The 16,611-nt window shown below is 42.5% G+C and carries 19 protein-coding genes and 1 pseudogene; 14 read left to right on the top strand and 6 right to left on the bottom strand.

What is annotated here, in order from left to right; translation table 11 throughout:
* The first annotated feature begins 47 nt into the window (after nucleotides 1–47).
* The 8 genes from G509_RS0117475 (at nucleotide 48) to G509_RS0117440 (ending at nucleotide 7,747) form a co-directional block, all read left to right on the top strand.
* A complete protein-coding gene (locus G509_RS0117475; RefSeq protein ID WP_026992718.1) occupies nucleotides 48–920 on the top strand; it encodes a helix-turn-helix transcriptional regulator in 873 nt (290 codons plus the stop codon).
* A 154-nt stretch (nucleotides 921–1,074) separates the two neighbouring features.
* Nucleotides 1,075–1,626, top strand: a complete 552-nt coding sequence (locus tag G509_RS0117470; RefSeq protein ID WP_026992717.1) for a transposase — start codon at nucleotides 1,075–1,077, stop codon at nucleotides 1,624–1,626.
* A 395-nt stretch (nucleotides 1,627–2,021) separates the two neighbouring features.
* Complete coding sequence (hemH, locus tag G509_RS0117465) at nucleotides 2,022–3,053, top strand: ferrochelatase (RefSeq protein ID WP_026992716.1); 1,032 nt, start codon at nucleotides 2,022–2,024, stop codon at nucleotides 3,051–3,053.
* Nucleotides 3,054–4,394 carry an MATE family efflux transporter gene (locus tag G509_RS0117460; RefSeq protein ID WP_026992715.1) on the top strand — a complete coding sequence of 447 codons (1,341 nt, stop codon included), beginning with the start codon at nucleotides 3,054–3,056 and terminating at the stop codon, nucleotides 4,392–4,394.
* Between the two features lie 19 nt (nucleotides 4,395–4,413).
* The gene (locus G509_RS0117455; RefSeq protein WP_026992714.1) at nucleotides 4,414–4,872 is read left to right on the top strand and encodes a hypothetical protein; all 459 of its coding nucleotides are present in this window, start codon (nucleotides 4,414–4,416) and stop codon (nucleotides 4,870–4,872) included.
* 27 nt (nucleotides 4,873–4,899) lie between these two features.
* On the top strand, nucleotides 4,900–5,451 hold the full coding sequence (locus G509_RS0117450) for a CopD family protein (RefSeq protein ID WP_026992713.1): 552 nt from the start codon (nucleotides 4,900–4,902) through the stop codon (nucleotides 5,449–5,451).
* A gap of 4 nt (nucleotides 5,452–5,455) precedes the next feature.
* A complete protein-coding gene (locus G509_RS22420; protein ID WP_051200354.1) occupies nucleotides 5,456–6,958 on the top strand; it encodes an ATP-binding protein in 1,503 nt (500 codons plus the stop codon).
* A 12-nt stretch (nucleotides 6,959–6,970) separates the two neighbouring features.
* On the top strand, nucleotides 6,971–7,747 hold the full coding sequence (locus G509_RS0117440; RefSeq protein ID WP_026992712.1) for an enoyl-CoA hydratase/isomerase family protein: 777 nt from the start codon (nucleotides 6,971–6,973) through the stop codon (nucleotides 7,745–7,747).
* 84 nt (nucleotides 7,748–7,831) lie between these two features.
* Here the strand turns inward: G509_RS0117440 and G509_RS0117435 are convergent, their stop codons facing one another.
* The 3 genes from G509_RS0117435 to yiaA form a co-directional block, all read right to left on the bottom strand.
* Entirely contained in the window at nucleotides 7,832–8,569 is a 738-nt protein-coding gene (locus G509_RS0117435) for a hypothetical protein (protein ID WP_026992711.1), read from the bottom strand.
* 3 nt (nucleotides 8,570–8,572) lie between these two features.
* Complete coding sequence (locus tag G509_RS0117430; protein ID WP_026992710.1) at nucleotides 8,573–8,869, bottom strand: hypothetical protein; 297 nt, start codon at nucleotides 8,867–8,869, stop codon at nucleotides 8,573–8,575.
* Between the two features lie 222 nt (nucleotides 8,870–9,091).
* Nucleotides 9,092–9,565: an inner membrane protein YiaA gene (gene yiaA / locus G509_RS0117420; RefSeq protein ID WP_026992709.1), complete on the bottom strand. Its 474-nt coding sequence runs from the start codon at nucleotides 9,563–9,565 to the stop codon at nucleotides 9,092–9,094.
* A 125-nt stretch (nucleotides 9,566–9,690) separates the two neighbouring features.
* Here yiaA and G509_RS0117415 point away from each other — a divergent pair, with 125 nt between their 5' ends.
* Entirely contained in the window at nucleotides 9,691–11,175 is a 1,485-nt protein-coding gene (locus tag G509_RS0117415; RefSeq protein WP_026992708.1) for a hypothetical protein, read from the top strand.
* Nucleotides 11,176–11,473: 298 nt separating this feature from the next.
* Here G509_RS0117415 and G509_RS0117410 read toward each other — a convergent pair whose 3' ends face one another.
* Nucleotides 11,474–12,127, bottom strand: coding sequence for an HD domain-containing protein (locus G509_RS0117410; RefSeq protein WP_026992707.1), 654 nt, complete (start codon nucleotides 12,125–12,127; stop codon nucleotides 11,474–11,476).
* A gap of 274 nt (nucleotides 12,128–12,401) precedes the next feature.
* Here G509_RS0117410 and G509_RS23820 point away from each other — a divergent pair.
* The 3 genes and pseudogenes from G509_RS23820 to G509_RS0117395 form a co-directional block, all read left to right on the top strand.
* Nucleotides 12,402–12,524: pseudogene (locus tag G509_RS23820) on the top strand (RHS repeat-associated core domain-containing protein); the annotation flags it as partial.
* A gap of 19 nt (nucleotides 12,525–12,543) precedes the next feature.
* Nucleotides 12,544–12,693 carry a hypothetical protein gene (locus tag G509_RS23460; protein ID WP_154657782.1) on the top strand — a complete coding sequence of 50 codons (150 nt, stop codon included), beginning with the start codon at nucleotides 12,544–12,546 and terminating at the stop codon, nucleotides 12,691–12,693.
* Nucleotides 12,693–13,121 carry a hypothetical protein gene (locus tag G509_RS0117395; protein ID WP_026992706.1) on the top strand — a complete coding sequence of 143 codons (429 nt, stop codon included), beginning with the start codon at nucleotides 12,693–12,695 and terminating at the stop codon, nucleotides 13,119–13,121. Before G509_RS23460 ends, G509_RS0117395 begins: the two co-directional genes overlap by 1 nt.
* Before the next feature lie 42 nt (nucleotides 13,122–13,163).
* Here G509_RS0117395 and G509_RS23455 read toward each other — a convergent pair whose 3' ends face one another.
* Together G509_RS23455 and G509_RS0117385 are read right to left on the bottom strand one after the other, a co-directional pair.
* On the bottom strand, nucleotides 13,164–13,313 hold the full coding sequence (locus G509_RS23455; protein ID WP_165571296.1) for a hypothetical protein: 150 nt from the start codon (nucleotides 13,311–13,313) through the stop codon (nucleotides 13,164–13,166).
* 125 nt (nucleotides 13,314–13,438) lie between these two features.
* A complete protein-coding gene (locus G509_RS0117385; protein WP_026992705.1) occupies nucleotides 13,439–14,338 on the bottom strand; it encodes a histone deacetylase family protein in 900 nt (299 codons plus the stop codon).
* A gap of 82 nt (nucleotides 14,339–14,420) precedes the next feature.
* Here G509_RS0117385 and G509_RS0117380 point away from each other — a divergent pair, with 82 nt between their 5' ends.
* The gene (locus G509_RS0117380) at nucleotides 14,421–15,608 is read left to right on the top strand and encodes a serine hydrolase domain-containing protein (RefSeq protein WP_026992704.1); all 1,188 of its coding nucleotides are present in this window, start codon (nucleotides 14,421–14,423) and stop codon (nucleotides 15,606–15,608) included.
* A 224-nt stretch (nucleotides 15,609–15,832) separates the two neighbouring features.
* Complete coding sequence (locus G509_RS0117375) at nucleotides 15,833–16,546, top strand: 3'-5' exonuclease (protein WP_026992703.1); 714 nt, start codon at nucleotides 15,833–15,835, stop codon at nucleotides 16,544–16,546.
* Nucleotides 16,547–16,611: the final 65 nt, after the last annotated feature.

Genomic DNA, 16,611 nt, shown 5'->3' with positions numbered 1-16,611 from the left:
ATAAAGATAACAAAAAATTGGAAATTGCCATATCAAAAAATACCGCTATGGGGACTCACGATGAGGTTATGATAGAAGAGGGTTTTTATGTGCTGCGGTTTGAGAACAACAGCGACGAAACCACCCATTATGAAAGGGAAGTAGGCACCGACCTGATACAATTTCACTTTGGGGTAAAGGGCCGCGCCAAGTTTATTTTTAACCAGGGCCGCTATGCTTTAGACCTTCGCGAAGAGCTTTCGCTGTTTTTGTACAACCCCCAAAAAGAGCTGCCTGTACACTTAGAAATTGCCCCGCACAGCTGGGTAATATCGGTGCTTATTTCGATAAAAAAATTCCACGGGTTCTTTTCAGAACAAGCCGACCATATTCCGTTTTTAAGTTCGGATAACAGCGACAAGAAGTATTATAAAGACGAAAAGATAAACCCGTCTATGGCCATTGTGCTGAGCCAGCTTTTTCATTTCAATTTGCACCCGTCCATCAAAAAATTATATTTTAAAGGCAAGATATACGAACTGCTAAGCCTGTATTTTAACCGCGCCGAAGATGCCAATACAGAGCAGTGCCCGTTTTTGATAGACGAAGAGAACGTAATAAAAATTCGTAAAGCTAAAGACATTGTTATTGCCAACATGGCCGAACCACCCGGACTGCAGGAACTGGCCGACCAGGTGGGCATTAACCTCAAGAAGTTAAAGATGGGCTTTCGCCAGATCTATGGCGACAGCGTATACAGCTTTTTATTCGACTATAAGATGGATTATGCCCGCAAGCTGCTGGACAGCGGGTCGTTTAATGTAAACGAGGTGGGGCTGCGCATTGGCTACAGTACATCGAGCCATTTTATAGCCGCCTTTAAAAAGAAATTTGGCACTACGCCCAAAAAGTACCTTATGAGCATGGTAGAGAAGGTGTAAGGCCTCATCCCAGCAACCGCGGTTCCTGCAAGGTCTTCGAGACCTTGTAGGTATAATTAAAGGGTTAGATATAAACCTTCAAGGTCTTCGAGACATTGCGGGTTACTGAACGGAGTATGTAAATGAAAATAAACTAATACAATTATTAATAAACTTGAAATTAGAGCCGTTAGTTAAAGAGCATACATATCACATTTTTAATCGTGGTATCAATGGAGAAACAATCTTTAAAACAGATGAGAATAAACAATATTTCTTACGGCTGGCAGATAAATATTTAAGTAATAAAGGTACTTTATATGCTTACTGCTTGATGGATAATCATTTTCATTTTTTATTAATAGTCAATTCAGATGGCGACACAATTACCCAGGCGTTATCTAATTTATTTAATGCTTATGCTAAAGCTTTTAATAAGGCAGTAAACAGAACAGGTAGTTTGTTTGAGAAACATTTTAAAAGAATCAGGATTGATGATGAGTCGTATTTAAGGAGGTTAATTGTATACATACATCTAAATCCGAAACATCATTTTGATTTGGACTTTACGGCTTTTAAATACTCGTCGTATAGCGCAATTTTGTCTGATAAAGAAACGAAACTAATGCGTGATGAGGTTTTAGGATTTTTTGGAGATAAGGAAAATTACAAATTTGTTCATCAGCAAAAGAACGATTTGTTGGAAGAAAAATTTATGTTAGAATAGTAGATTAGATTAAACCTACAAGGTCTTCGAGACCTTGCAGGTTGAGTACCGGAGCTGGCACGATAAACGGGATAATATGCAGCCTCCTGCAAGGTTTTAAAAGCCTTGTAAATATAACAAAGTTGAATATTAGTAACCCGAAAGGTTTTTAACCTTGTGGGTTGAGAGTAGCTTATGATGATAGGATACTGGACAGCTTCCTGCAAGGTTTTAAAAACCTTGTAGGTACAATTAAGGGGTTAGATAAACCTGCAAGGTCTCGAAAACCTTGCAGGTTGAGAGCATCGAATATTGGCGTTTAAATATAAAGAGTTAAATAAAACAAACACAACGCCTTTCGCACGGTTTTTGAGAACCAACGGCAGGCGCAAAGCAAACAAAAACACACAACACAGATGAAAGGAGTACTGTTAGTAAACCTGGGTTCGCCTAAGAGCCCTACAGCTAAAGATGTTAAGCCTTACTTAGACGAATTTTTAATGGACAAATATGTAATAGATGTACCATTTTTGCTGCGTGCCCTTTTGGTACGCGGTATTATTTTGCGCAAAAGGCCCGAAGAATCGGCGCATGCCTACGCTAAGATCTGGTGGGAAGACGGCTCGCCACTTATCGTGATCTCCAAGCGCGTTCACGAAAAAGTAAAGAAAGAGGTTGAGGTACCCGTGTCGCTTGCCATGCGCTATGGCCAGCCTTCTATAGAGGCAGGCCTGCAGGAACTGGCTGATAAAGGTGTTACAGAAGTAATGCTTTTTCCGCTGTACCCGCAATATGCTATGGCATCTACCCTTACCATTTTGGTACTGGCAGAGGAGATTCGTAAAAAGAAATTCCCGCACATGACGTTTACCGATGTACCTGCTTTTTACAACAAGCCCGATTATATTAAAGTGCTTGCCAACTCCATAAAAAAATCTTTAATAGGTTTTGATTACGATCACCTGTTGTTCTCGTACCACGGTATCCCGGAGAGGCACATCCGTAAAACCGATGTTACCAAATCGCACTGTAAAATAGATGGCACGTGCTGCGTTACCGAATCGGCTGCGCATGCGTTTTGCTACCGCCACCAGTGTTACGAAACTACCCGCCTTGTGGTAGAAGAACTGGGCATACCAAAAGATAAATATTCGCAAACCTTTCAGTCGCGCCTTGCCGGCGATAAGTGGCTGGAACCGTATACCGATGTAGAAATAAACAAGATGCCTGCAAAGGGCATTAAAAAACTGGCGGTGGTTACCCCGGCATTTGTATCTGACTGTTTGGAAACGCTGGAAGAAATTGCCATGCGTGCTAAAGAAGACTTTCAGGCAAACGGTGGTGGCGATTTTCATGCCGTGCCATGCCTTAATGATGACGCCGAATGGATTAACGTACTGGCCAACTGGATTAACGAATGGGCGCACGCAGAAATACCGGTAGCATAAATGGCGGTATCATCCAAAGAGCTTGCAAAAAAAGACATTAAAAGCCTGCTTATAAAGCAGAGCATCCCATCGTCTATAGGTATTTTGTTTATGAGTGTAAACATACTTATAGACACCATTTTTGTAGGCCGTTGGATAGGTTCACTTGCCATTGCAGCACTATCTGTAGTAATGCCCATAACGTTTTTTATAAGCAGTATGGGCATGGCTATTGGCATTGGTGGCAGCTCTGTACTATCGCGCGCTTTAGGTGCCGGTAATAAAGAGAAAGCCTACCGTACTTTTGCCCACCAGATAATGATGACGTTTATAATAGCGTCGGCATTTGTGGTGGCGGGCCTGTTTTTTGGCGATGAAATACTGTATGCCTTTGGCGCTGCCGGAGATATTATGGTACCCGCCAAAGCGTTTTTCTTTCCCATATTACTGTCAGTTCCCTTCCAGGCATTTTGCATGATGGGCAACAACGTAATACGTGCCGAAGACAAGTCGAAACATGCCATGAACTCCATGATCGTTTCGGCGGTAGCCAACATTGTGTTAGACATCTTATTTATAAAAGTGCTGGACATGGGCATAATGGGGGCGGCCATTGCAACAGCATCGTCGTTCGTGTTGTGCTTTGCTTACATTGCCTGGTTCTTTTTATTTAAAAGCGAACTAAAACCCAAGCTGTCGCACTTTACATTCGATAAAAAATTATCATGGGAAATTATTTCCATGAGCTTTGTAACCTTTGCCCGCCAGGGGGTTATAAGCCTGCTTACCGTTATACTTAACCACACTTTATACGCACAGGGTGGCGAACATGCCGTAACCGTTTATGGCATTATAAGCCGTATGCTTATGTTTGCGCTCTTCCCGGTATTGGGCATAACGCAGGGCTTTTTGCCTATTGCAGGCTATAATTACGGGGCTAAAAATTACGACAGGGTGCGCGAATCTATAGGCATGTCTATAAAATATGCAGGGGCGCTGGCTATTATTATTTTTGTAATAATACTTACCCTTGCCAAGCCCATTGTTGCCGTATTTACTACCGACCCCGAAGTTATTAAAGATACCCCGGGTGCACTGCGCTGGGTGTTTGCGGCATCGCCCATTATTGCGGTACAGCTGGTTGGGGCGGCGTATTTTCAGGCGGCGGGCAAGCCCATTAAGGCGCTTATGCTTACGCTGAGCAAGCAGGGCTTTTTCCTGATACCCCTGGTGTTAATTTTGCCAAGGTTTTTTGGTATTTTTGGGGTGTGGGTTGCCTTCCCTATAGCCGATGTGCTAAGTACCATTGTAACAGGCATCTTCCTTAAAAAAGAAATGCTAACTGATTTAAAGAAAAGTTAGCGCGTTAATTTAGAGCTATATGAGAGTATATTTATATATTACTTTGACATTGTGCACCTTTTTAGGCTGTAATAGCCCTAAAGTTAAAATAGAAGAATACGAGAATTTACAAAGGGAAAATGTAAAGCTGAAACAACAAAATAAAATCCTGAACGATTCATTATCAGGATATAATAAAAAATTTATCATGTCTCAAATCCTAATTGGAATTCCGGATGAGCCAGTTATTAAAGTAGCAAAAAATAATAATATTAAAATAATATTTCATCCTTTTTCAATGCAAATGCCTCAATATGAAATTTTTAAGGTTGACGGTTTAAAAGAAGTCAAAATTGGCAGCAGCAATAAAACGGGGTTTGATTATGTATTTATTCCCAAATCAGTTAAGGATAATAAGATTAATCTTAAAGTCAAAATTCCTCTTGAAAATGATACAATCGAAATTCCGGCTGCGATGATTCTGCAGGTTGAGGAATAAATTGAGTACCGAACTTAAAGAACAATAATGGATTATAATTATATAAAATCGCTGCACTTAATATTTGTAATTACCTGGTTTGCCGGGTTATTTTACATCGTGCGGCTGTTTGTATACCACATAGAGGCCAACAGTAAGCCTTCGCCCGAAAAAGAGATACTTATAAAGCAATACAAGTTAATGAGCTATAGGTTGTGGTATATTATTACCTGGCCCAGTGCTGTTTTGGCCAGTATTTTTGCCTACTGGATGTTGTTTTTTACCCCTACAGGCAACGCCTGGCTGCAAATGCCGTGGATGCACGTTAAGCTGGGCTTTGTGTTTTTACTGTACCTGTACCACCTAAAATGCCACCAGATATTTAAGCAATTGCAGCGCGATGAGGTTAAACACACCACCGGCTTTATGCGTTTATGGAACGAAGGTGCCACGCTTATTTTGTTTGCCGTGGTTTTTTTGGTAATTTTAAAGAATGCCATTAACTGGATTTACGGCGTGCTGGGCATTATGGCCTTTAGCATACTAATTATGCTGGGCTACAAATTTTATAAAAAGATACGTGAGAAGAACAACTCCTGAACGGATGAAGGAAAAGTTTAAGATAAAACGCTGGTCTTTACGGGTACGGATATTCTTGTCTATGATATTCATTACCCTTATAGCCTCGTTTCTTATTGCCACGGTATCTATTTACCAGTTTAAAAAAGAGGCCAAAGAGTACCATCAGGACCGGTTAGAACGCAAGGAAAATTCTATTAAAGAGCACATTAACTACATTCTTGCCAATACTACCTATCCGCTAAATACCGAAAATTTACCGTTAATTTTTAGGGAGCGCATCCACGAGCTGGCTAACATTCATGGTACCGAGATTAATATATTCGACCTTAACGGGCACCTTATAAAATCATCCAAAGCAGCCTTCTCTGTAGATACCGTAAGCCAGAACATCCCCAAAGGTATTTTACGCGTTATCCGCTCTACGGCAGAAAAAAGGTACGTTGACTTAAAGTCAGAGAACGGTGTAAAGTTCAGGTCGTCTTACAGTTATATTAAAGACACCAAGTTTAAACCGCTGGGCATCTTAAATTTACCGTATATAGAAGATGATGGCTATTATGAGAAAGAGCTCAGCAACTTTCTTATCCGCTTTATGCAGGTGTACTCGTTCATGCTGCTTATCTCGGTTATAATTGCTTATTTCCTTTCCAGCTACATTACCAAATCGATTAAAGAGGTATCCGACCGTATTAAAGAAACCCGCCTTAACGAGGTAAACGAGAAGATAGACATGGGCGACTCTCCACAGGAAATCAGCCTCTTAGTACACGCCTATAACGACATGGTGGAAGACCTTGACGAAAGTGCCGCCAAACTGGCCCAAAAAGAGCGTGAAGAGGCATGGCGTGAAATGGCAAAACAGGTGGCGCACGAAATTAAGAACCCGCTTACGCCCATGCGCTTAACGGTACAAAGCTTTCAGCGCAAGTTCGACCCAACCGACCCCAACATTAAACAAAAGCTTAACGAATACAGCGATACGCTTATACAGCAGATAGATACCATGACATCGGTAGCATCGGCTTTTAGCAGCTTTGCCTCTATGCCGGCTCAGCAAAACGAAACCCTTAACGTGGTTAAGATCGTGCAGCTGGCGCTGGAAATTTTCAACGAAAATTACATTACCTTCCATGCCGATGAACCGCGTATTGTAACGAGGATGGACCGTACGCAGCTTATCCGAATCATTACCAACCTGGTTAAAAATGCTACCCAGGCTATTGCCGAAGACGAGCCCAACCCAATGGTAGATGTACGCATTTACCGCGAAGCCGACCGTGCCAAGATTACCGTTCGCGATAACGGCAAAGGCATAAGCATGGAAAACAAGAACCGTATTTTTGAGCCTAAGTTTACCACCAAGACCAGCGGTATGGGCCTGGGCCTGGGCATTATAAAAAACATTGTAGAAAATTACCACGGCACCATTACGTTTGATAGCGTTCCCGGCCACGGTACTACCTTTATAGTTACGCTGCCTATTATAGCGCAGGACCCTTTAGCAACAGAACAAACAAACCACTAAAAATATACAACCATGGCTTACGAAAATATTCTGGCTGCGGCCGAAAATGGCATAGGCGTTATTACCATAAACCGCCCAACCAAACTTAATGCGCTTAACCGTGCTACTATTGTAGAGCTTAGCGAAGCTTTTAATGCTTTTGATGAAGACTCTGCCGTAAGGGTAATTATTGTTACCGGTAGTGGCGAAAAGGCTTTTGTGGCCGGTGCCGATATTGCCGAATTCTCTGAATTTAGTGTTGAAGAAGGCGAGCAGCTGGCAGCACTGGGTCAGAAGTTGTTGTTTGATTTTGTGCATAACCTTGCAACCCCGGTTATTGCGGCTGTTAACGGTTTTGCCCTTGGCGGAGGCCTGGAGCTTGCTATGGCTGCCCACTTCAGGATAGCGTCAGACAATGCTAAAATGGGCTTGCCGGAGGTATCGTTAGGGGTAATTCCCGGATATGGCGGTACACAACGTTTACCACAGTTAGTAGGCAAAGGCCGCGCTATGGAAATGATTATGACAGCCGGTATGATTACTGCCGAAGAAGCTAAAAGTTACGGCCTTGTAAACCATGTGGTTCCACAGGCAGAGCTATTGGACTTTTGCAAGGGTATAGCATTAAAAATTATGAAGAACTCTCCTGTAGCCATAAGCAAGGCTATTAAGGCCGTTAATGCAAGTTATACCACCAGTGGCTTTGATGTAGAGATTGTTGCTTTTGGCGAATCGTTTGGTACCGAAGACTTTAAAGAAGGTACTACTGCATTTTTGGAGAAAAGAAAAGCGGAGTTTACAGGTAAATAATCCTGCGGGATAGTATATAAAACTAAGGCCGGCAAGTAATTGCCGGCCTTTTCTTTGCCCTTTTGGGGCAACTAACTAACCAAACTAATAAAATAATATATTAACCGTTTGTACCTGTCCGGGCACGTAAGTTGTTGCTGTCCAAACTATATGGTAGGTACTACTGCCATACGTAAATGTTAATGTAGAAGGCCAGTAAGGCATTATCATTTCGTTGTATGGCCCTACAGCGGCAAGGCCTTCGTAAGGAAATATAGCACCGCCACCGGTATATGCGGGAACAGATGCTATGGTATTAAACCCGGAAGGTACCGGATGCGCAAGGCCGCCTGCATAAACACCGGCAAGGCTTGTAGTAGTCATAGAGAATCTTATCCAGTCGAGCCTCATGTATTTTTGTATAAAAACAGGATTAATCTGATAACCTTCCATTACAGATGCATTAGTATCGGTAGTGTTAAAAGTACTGTAGCCCCCATTGGGTACAAACGGATAGCCTGCTTGCGATGAATTATAATAGGTACGGGTCTGGCCGGGTCCTAAAGCGGGTTCAAAAAGACCTTCCTGTTGATAGTTAAAATCTCTGTGATATGGCTGAAGGGCCGGGTCTGGAGGAGTAAGCCATCCAAGAAGATCGTGCTGCACACCAAAAAAAGTGTGGTCGTTATTGCCATCAAAAAATGCCAAATGGTAGCGGGGGGCAAAATTTACAATAAAAGGTGTCCTGTTTTGTACCACAACCCTTACCGGAGCATTGTAGCCCTGTGCAAAACCTGTTGCGGTACCCAAGAGTACAGCAACCAAAATTAAGATTTTTTTCATGGCTTATATGTTGCTTAAAAACAAGTTAATAACCTCAGAATCATTTAGTCCCGTTGTTGCAATACCTTTATCGGTTAAATAAATTTTGGCATCGGCAGCAAAGGTTTTTGTGGCTTCATCGTTGCCCGATGACCCCTGATTTACAATGTACCTGTTTAAAATGGCAGTAACTTCCGGTTGTAGTGGTGCAGCTACCGGTTCGGCTACTGTTTTTTGGCTTACGGCAGTATCCGCAGCTTCTTCATTAGAGCATGCATACAAGCTTATCCCAAGTAGGGATAGTAGTAAGATTTTTTTCATAATCAAATAGTAATTAAGTGGTTGGATATTTATCTAAAGCTATAAAAAAAATTATCTGCCTGTTAACAGAATTATAACTTTAACATAAAATTTGCATAATTAAATCTATTCAATTAACTAAATACCTGAATAATTATCAGTAATAACAAGGGTTTGTTGCATATTAAAAATAAAAACCCCGCAACCACCGGAAAGGCAGCCACGGGGCATCCGCTAAGCGTTTTATAAGTTGTTATCGGTAAATTGTTTAAGGTCTCGCGTGTTTTTTTGCACGGCTATAGAGGCAAACAGGCTCAGGGCGAAAGACATGCCAAAGAAGCCCTTTTCACTCAGCAGCATGTTGGCATTCCAAAGGCCAACTATCAGTAACACAACCGATGCCACCGTACTAAACCAGCTCAGGCCATAGTATATATCGGTTACAGCAATGCCTTCCAGCCTGTCCCTCACGCTTTTCTGTACAGATATTACAGAGAACAGCCCAAAAAGCAATATGGTAAAGTAGTAGCCTTTTTCGTTAAGCTGCATTTCGGCATTAAAAAGCCCTATACAAAAGGCAGCCATACCTATAAGCAGTGCCATCCATGCGGCGCCCACAAAGGCATTACTTGGTTTTAAGGGGTTTGCCCCATTTAGTTTCGTTTCTTTTTTGGTTTCGAAAGTGTTGTTCACTTCATTTGTTTTTAGCGGTTCCATAATTTTTGTTTTTAAATTATAAGGCAAATCTCCGCCAAAAAGCAATGCTGTAAAAACTATATTCGGTATAAAACTGACGATATAAAATGTAATATTTGTATTTTTACATTCTAAAAAATGTACTTATGAATGCCATTACCGAGATTATTAACGTTATGAATACCAATGATAATAAAGCATTTATAAGTTACTTACGCACTAAAAATACCCGTACTGACACTAAAAACACCAAGCTGTTTAAATTGTTAGAAACTGACGATATAAATGGTTTAAATAATTTATATTCAGATAAAAATAGCGATGCCTACCATGCCCTGCGCAAGCGGCTTTACGATAACCTTGTGGAGTTTATGGCCAACCGCACCTTCGAGAACAACACCAGCGAGGCTAACGAAATACTGCGACTACTGGTGGTTAGCCGGTTCTTTTTAGAGCATAAATTAACCAAAACCGCCTTTAAATGCCTGGCTAAAGCCGAAGCTAAAGCGATTGGTATTGAGCAGTTTAGCCTGCTGAATGAGGTATACCATACCCAAATACAGTACGCCCACCTTAGCCCGGCAACCGACCTTAACCTTGTTATCGAAAAGTTTAGGGCTAACAAAGAGCGCCTGCACCGCGAAGAGCAGCTAAACCTGGCTTATGCATTGCTGCGCAGGGAGTTAGCCGAGATTCAGCTTAAGGGTAAAGTGATTGATTTTAGGGCGTTTATAGTGCAGACTATGAGCTCTTTAGGAGTGTCGTTAGATGAGGTGCTTACCTTCAAGTCGCTGTACCAGATACTGTTTATAGCCAACGAGTATGCTGCCATTAACTTTAATTTTACCCTGGTGGAGCCCTTTGTTCAAAAAAGTTTCGACTTTATAAGCAGTAAACAAGAGCATGCCGACAACCAGTTGTACTACCACATTTACATACTCTATTTTATGGCAAATTTTCACTTTCGGACTCTGAGATTCGCAGAAAGTGAAGCCTATTTGGCCCAGATGCAGGAGCAGATGCAAAAACAAAACAAACGCTACTTTTCGCGCTTTACAATAAGGCATAATTTGCTGGTGGCACTCAACAAAAATTTTTCGGGCGATGGGGGTATCGCCATCCATCTTGCCGAGCAGACCCTGAAGGCCGCCCCCAAAAAAGCCGACCCGGTAGATGTTAACGACCTGCGCATTTGCCTTGTTATGTTTCTGGTGCAGCAAAGCGACCGAACCTCGTTAAAATACATGGCGCAGTTTACCCATACCGACAGCTGGTACGAAAAAAAGCTGGGCATGCTGTGGGCCATCCGTAAAAGCCTGTTGGAGATATTAATGCACACCCAGTTTGAAAATACCGAACTGGCGCTATCGAGAATGAAAAGCTTTAAGCGGCGCTACAAAAAATACCTGGTTGAGGTTAAAGAAGACCGCGTTCTTAACTACGCGCTGTTAGTAGAACGCTACATCTTAAAGCCTGAAATTGCTGCACAACCTGCTTTTAAACAGTATGTTAAGGCTATGATAGACACAAGTACATCGCAGGATATATTTGTACTGAGCTTTTTAGGATGGCTGCTGGCCCAAACCGAAAAACGAATGGCCTATGAGGTTACTTTAGATTTGATGAAGTAGCGCGTAATAGAACGCGGATGACACGGATGCTACGCAATCGCTGATTTACATGTTTTCCATTTTGACGAAGGAGAAATCTCTAACACTAATTGAGATTTCTCCTTCGTCGAAATGACATGAATTAATGAAGCTTTAGCTTAAAAACCCCAATGCTTACAATAACAGTGGCTCCACCTGCAAGGTCTTCAAGACCTTGTAGGTTTAAATTTAACACCTACAAGGTTCCTGAAAACCTTGCAGAAGCTGTTTGCTAACTCGTAATAGACTAAAAATAAGCAAAATAAGTAGCTCAACACCACTATTTCTCCCCATCCCACTCGGCATAAAATTGCGACAGAAAACCTTCCATATAGGCATGGCGGCCCTGTGCTATCTGTTTACCGGTGGCGGTGTTCATGGTGTTTTTAAGCAGCAGCAGTTTCTCGTAAAAATGGTTAAGCGTAGGTGCCGTGCTGGCCTTGTATTCTTCTTTGGTCATGTTCAGGTTAGGGGCAATGGCGGGGTCGTACATGGGGCGGTTTTTAAAGCCACCGTAATTAAAGGTACGCGCAATGCCAATGGCACCAATGGCATCGAGCCTGTCGGCATCCTGAACAATATCCAGCTCTGTCGAATGGTACTTCTTCTCAAAATTGCCACCCTTAAACGATGTGTTCTCTATAATATTAACCACCTTAATAATAATCTCCTCCGGCACCTGTTGGCCTTCCAGAAACTCCCATGCAAGGCGGGGCCCAACAGTTTCATCGCCATCATAAAATTTACTGTCGGCTACATCGTGCAAAAGCGCACCCAGTTCAACCACCGTAAGGTTACAGTCTTCGCCCCTGGCAATAAGCAGGGCATTGTTATACACCCGCAGAATATGAAACCAGTCGTGGCCACCCTCGGCACCCGCAAGTTGTTGTTGCACAAAATTTTTAGTGTTTTCTATAAGAGATGATGCCTGCATAAGCTATAAAATTTGGTGTAAAAATACAATATGGTTATTATTAATGCGCTACTTGTTAAAAATATCCTAAATTGGCCGGCACCAAACACCAACAGAAAATGGAAAACAATTTTGATGAATTTGAAAATTCGCGCACCACAGGCGAAAGGACATTTTTATATTTTTAAACAGGATAAACAAAATGGAGTACAACTGGTTTAATGCCTTAGGCTGAATAAATAATCAGATGTAAAGGCTTGCAATGTACAGATAGCTTCGAGTACAAGCTATGTAGAAATATAAGTACAACGGCAAGGAGCTGCAAGACGAGCTGGGGCTTAACATGTACGACTACGGCGCACGTAATTATGACCCTGCAATAGGAAGGTGGATGAATGTTGACCCGTTAGCAGATAAATACTATATATCCCAATCCAATGGATAAATATAATACTGATACTCAAAAATCAATCATTAAAGAGAAGACTAAAAATGGCGTAGTGCCTAGTTTACCAGAAAATATAGGTTCAGCTGGAAGTGCTGAAGAAGCGAAAAAGAAAAATCTTCCAAAAAATCTAAAAAATTAATGAAAAAATTTAATTTATTACTTATTTTGCTGTTACTTGCTTTGGCATGTAAATCAAAAAATACAGGTGGTAGCAATTGTCAAGCGGTTATAAAGATATTGAAATCTAAAGAATTTGATAATTTTTATCGACTTTGCGAAAGGCCAGAAAAAGAGATTTATATATATGATTCCACTAATAAATTTGGTGAATGCAAAAAAATACCTATTGCATGTGACAAAACACTAAATGTAATAAAAACCGATTTTGAAATTAATTTGAATAGTACGAGTGATGAAAAGAATAATAAGGTAGTATTATATAATTTTGAAAAGAATAAAATTAATTTTAAGTTTTATTTTATCAATACAAGGTCAAATTCAACTTTGGTTGTGACTTATGATAGTAATACTAATGAAATTATAAATACAGAAAGAGGAGCTTTCTAAAAAGTCATTAAAATAATAAGATAAACAGCAATGTTTATCCTATTATTTTGTAACCCCTCCAATCCAATGCAGTACCGCGCCAACAATAATAATTATGGCAATAATAATTTGCAACACGGCACCAACCAGTCCTAAGTTATTACTTAATGATGTAGATGCATTGCGCTTGTGGTGGCTCTCTATGCCAGTCATAAACTTGCTGGCCACTATATCGTATTTGAGTTGGATAGAAGGTGTATAAAATTCTATATAATAATTATAATCTTACTCCGACAGCTATCGGGATTGTTTCTTTTGTTTCAAAACAAAAGAAAGGATTAATATAACCCTCGCGCAACCCTGTAGGTATTAGCATGCGCCTCGATAATAACCTTAATCTCGGGGCTGTAGCCACCACCCATACTGCACTGCACCGGTATTTCCAGTTTGTGCGCAAGGTTTAGCACCATTTCGTCGCGCTGTTTGCAGCCGCTTAGGGTGCAGCCCAGCTTGCCCAGTTTATCGGTAGTTAAAATATCAACACCGCTTAGGTAAAAAATAAAGTCGGGCTTGTGGCTGTCTATCAGTTTAGGCAGCGTTTCCTGCAAAATAGTTAGGTACTCACTATCGGGCGTATTATCCGGCAGGGCAATATCAAGGTCGGATGTCTCCTTTCTAAACGGATAATTGGTTTTGCCGTGCATACTAAAAGTAAACACCTGCGGGTTGTGGGTAAATATCTCGGCAGTACCGTTACCCTGATGCACATCAAGGTCAACTATCAATATTTTAGAAGCCAGCTTTTTATCCAATAAATACTGCGCCGCAATAGCCTGGTCGTTAAGCAGGCAAAAAGCCTCGCCGTGGGTGCTGTAGGCATGGTGCGTGCCACCGGCAATATTAAAGGCAATGCCGGTTTGCAGGGCCTTTTCGGCACCCAAAATAGTACCCTGCGCAATACGCAGCTCGCGTTCTACCAGTTCTGCCGAAAGCGGAAAACCAATCTTCCGTACCGCCCTTGGGTCGAGCGTAAGGTTAAGCAAATCATCCACATAATCCTTTTTATGAATAGCCAGTACATGCGACATGTCGGGCAGGCCGGGCGAAAAAAAGTCGGCCTCCGCAGCCGTGCCTTCCAGCAATAACTGTTGGGGCAGCAGCTCGTATTTTATCATCGGAAAACGGTGCCCTTCCGGCAATGGGTGCTTGTAAATAGGGTGGTAGGCTATGGGTAGCATGCAAAACGTTTAAATACAAAGATAGCGGGTTATTACAGCATAACAAATTTTGTGTAAATTCGTACCACTTAACCATACTCTTATGAAAAAGTTCCTGCTTTGGTTTATAGGCATTATAGCCGTTCTGGTTGCCTTGCTGTACGTTTTTAATGTAGACTACCTGCTTAAGGCTGTGCGTGTGGTGTACCTGCACGGCAAAACTACCGCCTACCTGGACGATTATACCCATTTTGACAATCGCGTTGTTAAAAGCGGCACGCCGCAGCCGTGGCCACAGGCAGCCGGTTATAACAAAGTACCGGGAACCAAAAGGCTGGAAGATACGCATAAGGAGCTGGGAACGGTTGCCTACCTTATTATTAAAAACGACAGTATTTGGCACGAAAGCTACTATGATGGCTATGGCGCCGACTCTAAATCCAACTCGTTCTCTATGGCTAAAAGTGTGGTGAGTGCCGCAATGTTTAAGGCTATTGAAGAGGGCAAAATTAAAAGCCTGGACCAAAAGGTGGGGGATTACTTTCCTGAATTTAGCAAGGGGCTTGCCGCCAGGCTAACGGTGGGCGACTTGTCGAGCATGGCTACGGGCATGGACTGGGATGAGGCGTATAGCAGTGCCTTTTCTATAACCACCCGCGCTTATTTTGGCGAAGAGCTGGAAAAAACCATGCTGGGCATTGCCATTACGCACGAGCCCGGGCAGGCGTTTGAATATAAAAGTGGCGCCACACAGCTCTTGGCTATGGTAGTGGTTAAGGCTACGGGCCAACACCTGGCCGATTATGTGTCGGATAAATTCTGGAAGCCTATGGGCGCCGACCATGAAGCCCTTTGGCAGCTGGACCACGAAGATGGCATAGAAAAAGCCTACTGCTGCCTGGGCAGTAACGCCCGCGATTTTGCGCGTTTCGGCAAGTTGTTCGAGCATAACGGCAAGTGGAATGGCAAACAAATTTTAGATAGTGTAGATGTTGCTAAAATGGTTACCCCGCGCTTTGCTAATGCCCCGCAATATGGCTACGGCTGGTGGCTTAACAACTACCTGGGCAAAAAAATGTACTACATGCGCGGCCACCTGGGCCAGTTTGTAATTGTAATTCCGCAGGATAACATTATTATTGTGCGCCTGGGCCATACAAAAGGCCTGCAAACCGAAACCGACCCCCACAGCAACGATTTTTATGTATATGTAGACGAGGCTTACAAAATGCTGGGCAAACTTAAACCAAAAGAGGGCAAGGGCAATGGCCTGGCACTGACAAAAAAATAGTCATCGCCCCAACCCCTTTCCCCACGAGCACAGCGAATTGGCGCAGCAAACGAGAGGGGAGCAAGCTTCACCCTCGGGTACCGTCATTGTGAGGAGGCACGACGAAGCAATCTCACTTATAACTAAGAGGCTTTGCCCTGACATTTTAGTGTAGCTGCCCCCCTCTCCTTCGGAGAGGGGTTGGGGGAGAGGACAAAAAAATGCGTCCACAAAAAATCTCCATAATGATCGAAAGAATAAGATTAGAGAACATACTCTTTTTAGATATAGAAACCGTGCCCGAGCAGGAGCGTTTTGAGCTGCTTGACGCCGAAACCCGCGAGCTTTACAGCCTTAAAACCCAATACCAGCGTAAAGACGATTTTACTGCCGAGGAGTTTTACGATCGCGCCGGCATCTGGGCCGAGTTTGGTAAAATTGTATGCCTTTCGGCAGGATATTTTACCTTTAAAGGCGATATCCGCCACTTTAGGGTCACCTCTTTTTTTGGTGATGAGGTTAAGATTCTGAAGGATTTCAGCAACCTGCTCAACAACCATTTCAGCCAGCCACAGCACATTATGTGCGGGCACAATGCAAAGGAATTCGATTTTCCGTTCATAGCCCGCCGCATGATCATCAACCAACTGGCCATACCCCCAAAGCTGAACCTCTTTGGCAAAAAACCTTGGGAAGTACCCCACCTGGACACTATGGAACTCTGGAAGTTTGGCGACTTTAAAAGTTTTACATCGCTAAAGCTGCTTACTAAAATATTGGGTATACCATCGCCAAAAGGCGATATAGACGGCAGCCAGGTAGGCCATGTTTTTCATGTAGAAAAAGACATCGACCGCATTGTTACCTACTGCGAAAAAGATGTGGTAGCCGTAGCACAGGTACTACTGCGCATGCGCCGCGAAGAGCTATTAATAGATGATGAAGTAATACACGTTTAGGAGAGTAGGCAGTTTGCAGTGGTCAGTGGTCAGTTTGCAGTGGTCAGTTTACAGTTTACAAGGAT

The organism is Flavobacterium subsaxonicum WB 4.1-42 = DSM 21790 (assembly GCF_000422725.1).
Lineage (GTDB): Bacteria > Bacteroidota > Bacteroidia > Flavobacteriales > Flavobacteriaceae > Flavobacterium > Flavobacterium subsaxonicum.
Note: the sequence above shows the minus strand (reverse complement) of the source record. Positions and strands in the feature narration are given on the sequence as shown.

Coding starts and splice junctions, on each gene's coding strand:
- G509_RS0117450 (WP_026992713.1), top strand. CDS start 4,900: ATGGATTATAATTATATAAAATCGCTGCACTTAATATTTGTAATTACC.
- G509_RS0117380 (WP_026992704.1), top strand. CDS start 14,421: ATGAAAAAGTTCCTGCTTTGGTTTATAGGCATTATAGCCGTTCTGGTT.
- G509_RS0117375 (WP_026992703.1), top strand. CDS start 15,833: ATGATCGAAAGAATAAGATTAGAGAACATACTCTTTTTAGATATAGAA.
- G509_RS0117415 (WP_026992708.1), top strand. CDS start 9,691: ATGAATGCCATTACCGAGATTATTAACGTTATGAATACCAATGATAAT.
- G509_RS0117440 (WP_026992712.1), top strand. CDS start 6,971: ATGGCTTACGAAAATATTCTGGCTGCGGCCGAAAATGGCATAGGCGTT.
- G509_RS23455 (WP_165571296.1), bottom strand. CDS start 13,313: ATGACTGGCATAGAGAGCCACCACAAGCGCAATGCATCTACATCATTA.
- G509_RS0117410 (WP_026992707.1), bottom strand. CDS start 12,127: ATGCAGGCATCATCTCTTATAGAAAACACTAAAAATTTTGTGCAACAA.
- G509_RS0117475 (WP_026992718.1), top strand. CDS start 48: ATGGGGACTCACGATGAGGTTATGATAGAAGAGGGTTTTTATGTGCTG.
- G509_RS0117430 (WP_026992710.1), bottom strand. CDS start 8,869: ATGAAAAAAATCTTACTACTATCCCTACTTGGGATAAGCTTGTATGCA.
- G509_RS0117460 (WP_026992715.1), top strand. CDS start 3,054: ATGGCGGTATCATCCAAAGAGCTTGCAAAAAAAGACATTAAAAGCCTG.
- G509_RS0117435 (WP_026992711.1), bottom strand. CDS start 8,569: ATGAAAAAAATCTTAATTTTGGTTGCTGTACTCTTGGGTACCGCAACA.
- G509_RS0117455 (WP_026992714.1), top strand. CDS start 4,414: ATGAGAGTATATTTATATATTACTTTGACATTGTGCACCTTTTTAGGC.
- G509_RS23460 (WP_154657782.1), top strand. CDS start 12,544: ATGGATAAATATAATACTGATACTCAAAAATCAATCATTAAAGAGAAG.
- yiaA (WP_026992709.1), bottom strand. CDS start 9,565: ATGGAACCGCTAAAAACAAATGAAGTGAACAACACTTTCGAAACCAAA.
- G509_RS22420 (WP_051200354.1), top strand. CDS start 5,456: ATGAAGGAAAAGTTTAAGATAAAACGCTGGTCTTTACGGGTACGGATA.
- hemH (WP_026992716.1), top strand. CDS start 2,022: ATGAAAGGAGTACTGTTAGTAAACCTGGGTTCGCCTAAGAGCCCTACA.
- G509_RS0117385 (WP_026992705.1), bottom strand. CDS start 14,338: ATGCTACCCATAGCCTACCACCCTATTTACAAGCACCCATTGCCGGAA.
- G509_RS0117395 (WP_026992706.1), top strand. CDS start 12,693: ATGAAAAAATTTAATTTATTACTTATTTTGCTGTTACTTGCTTTGGCA.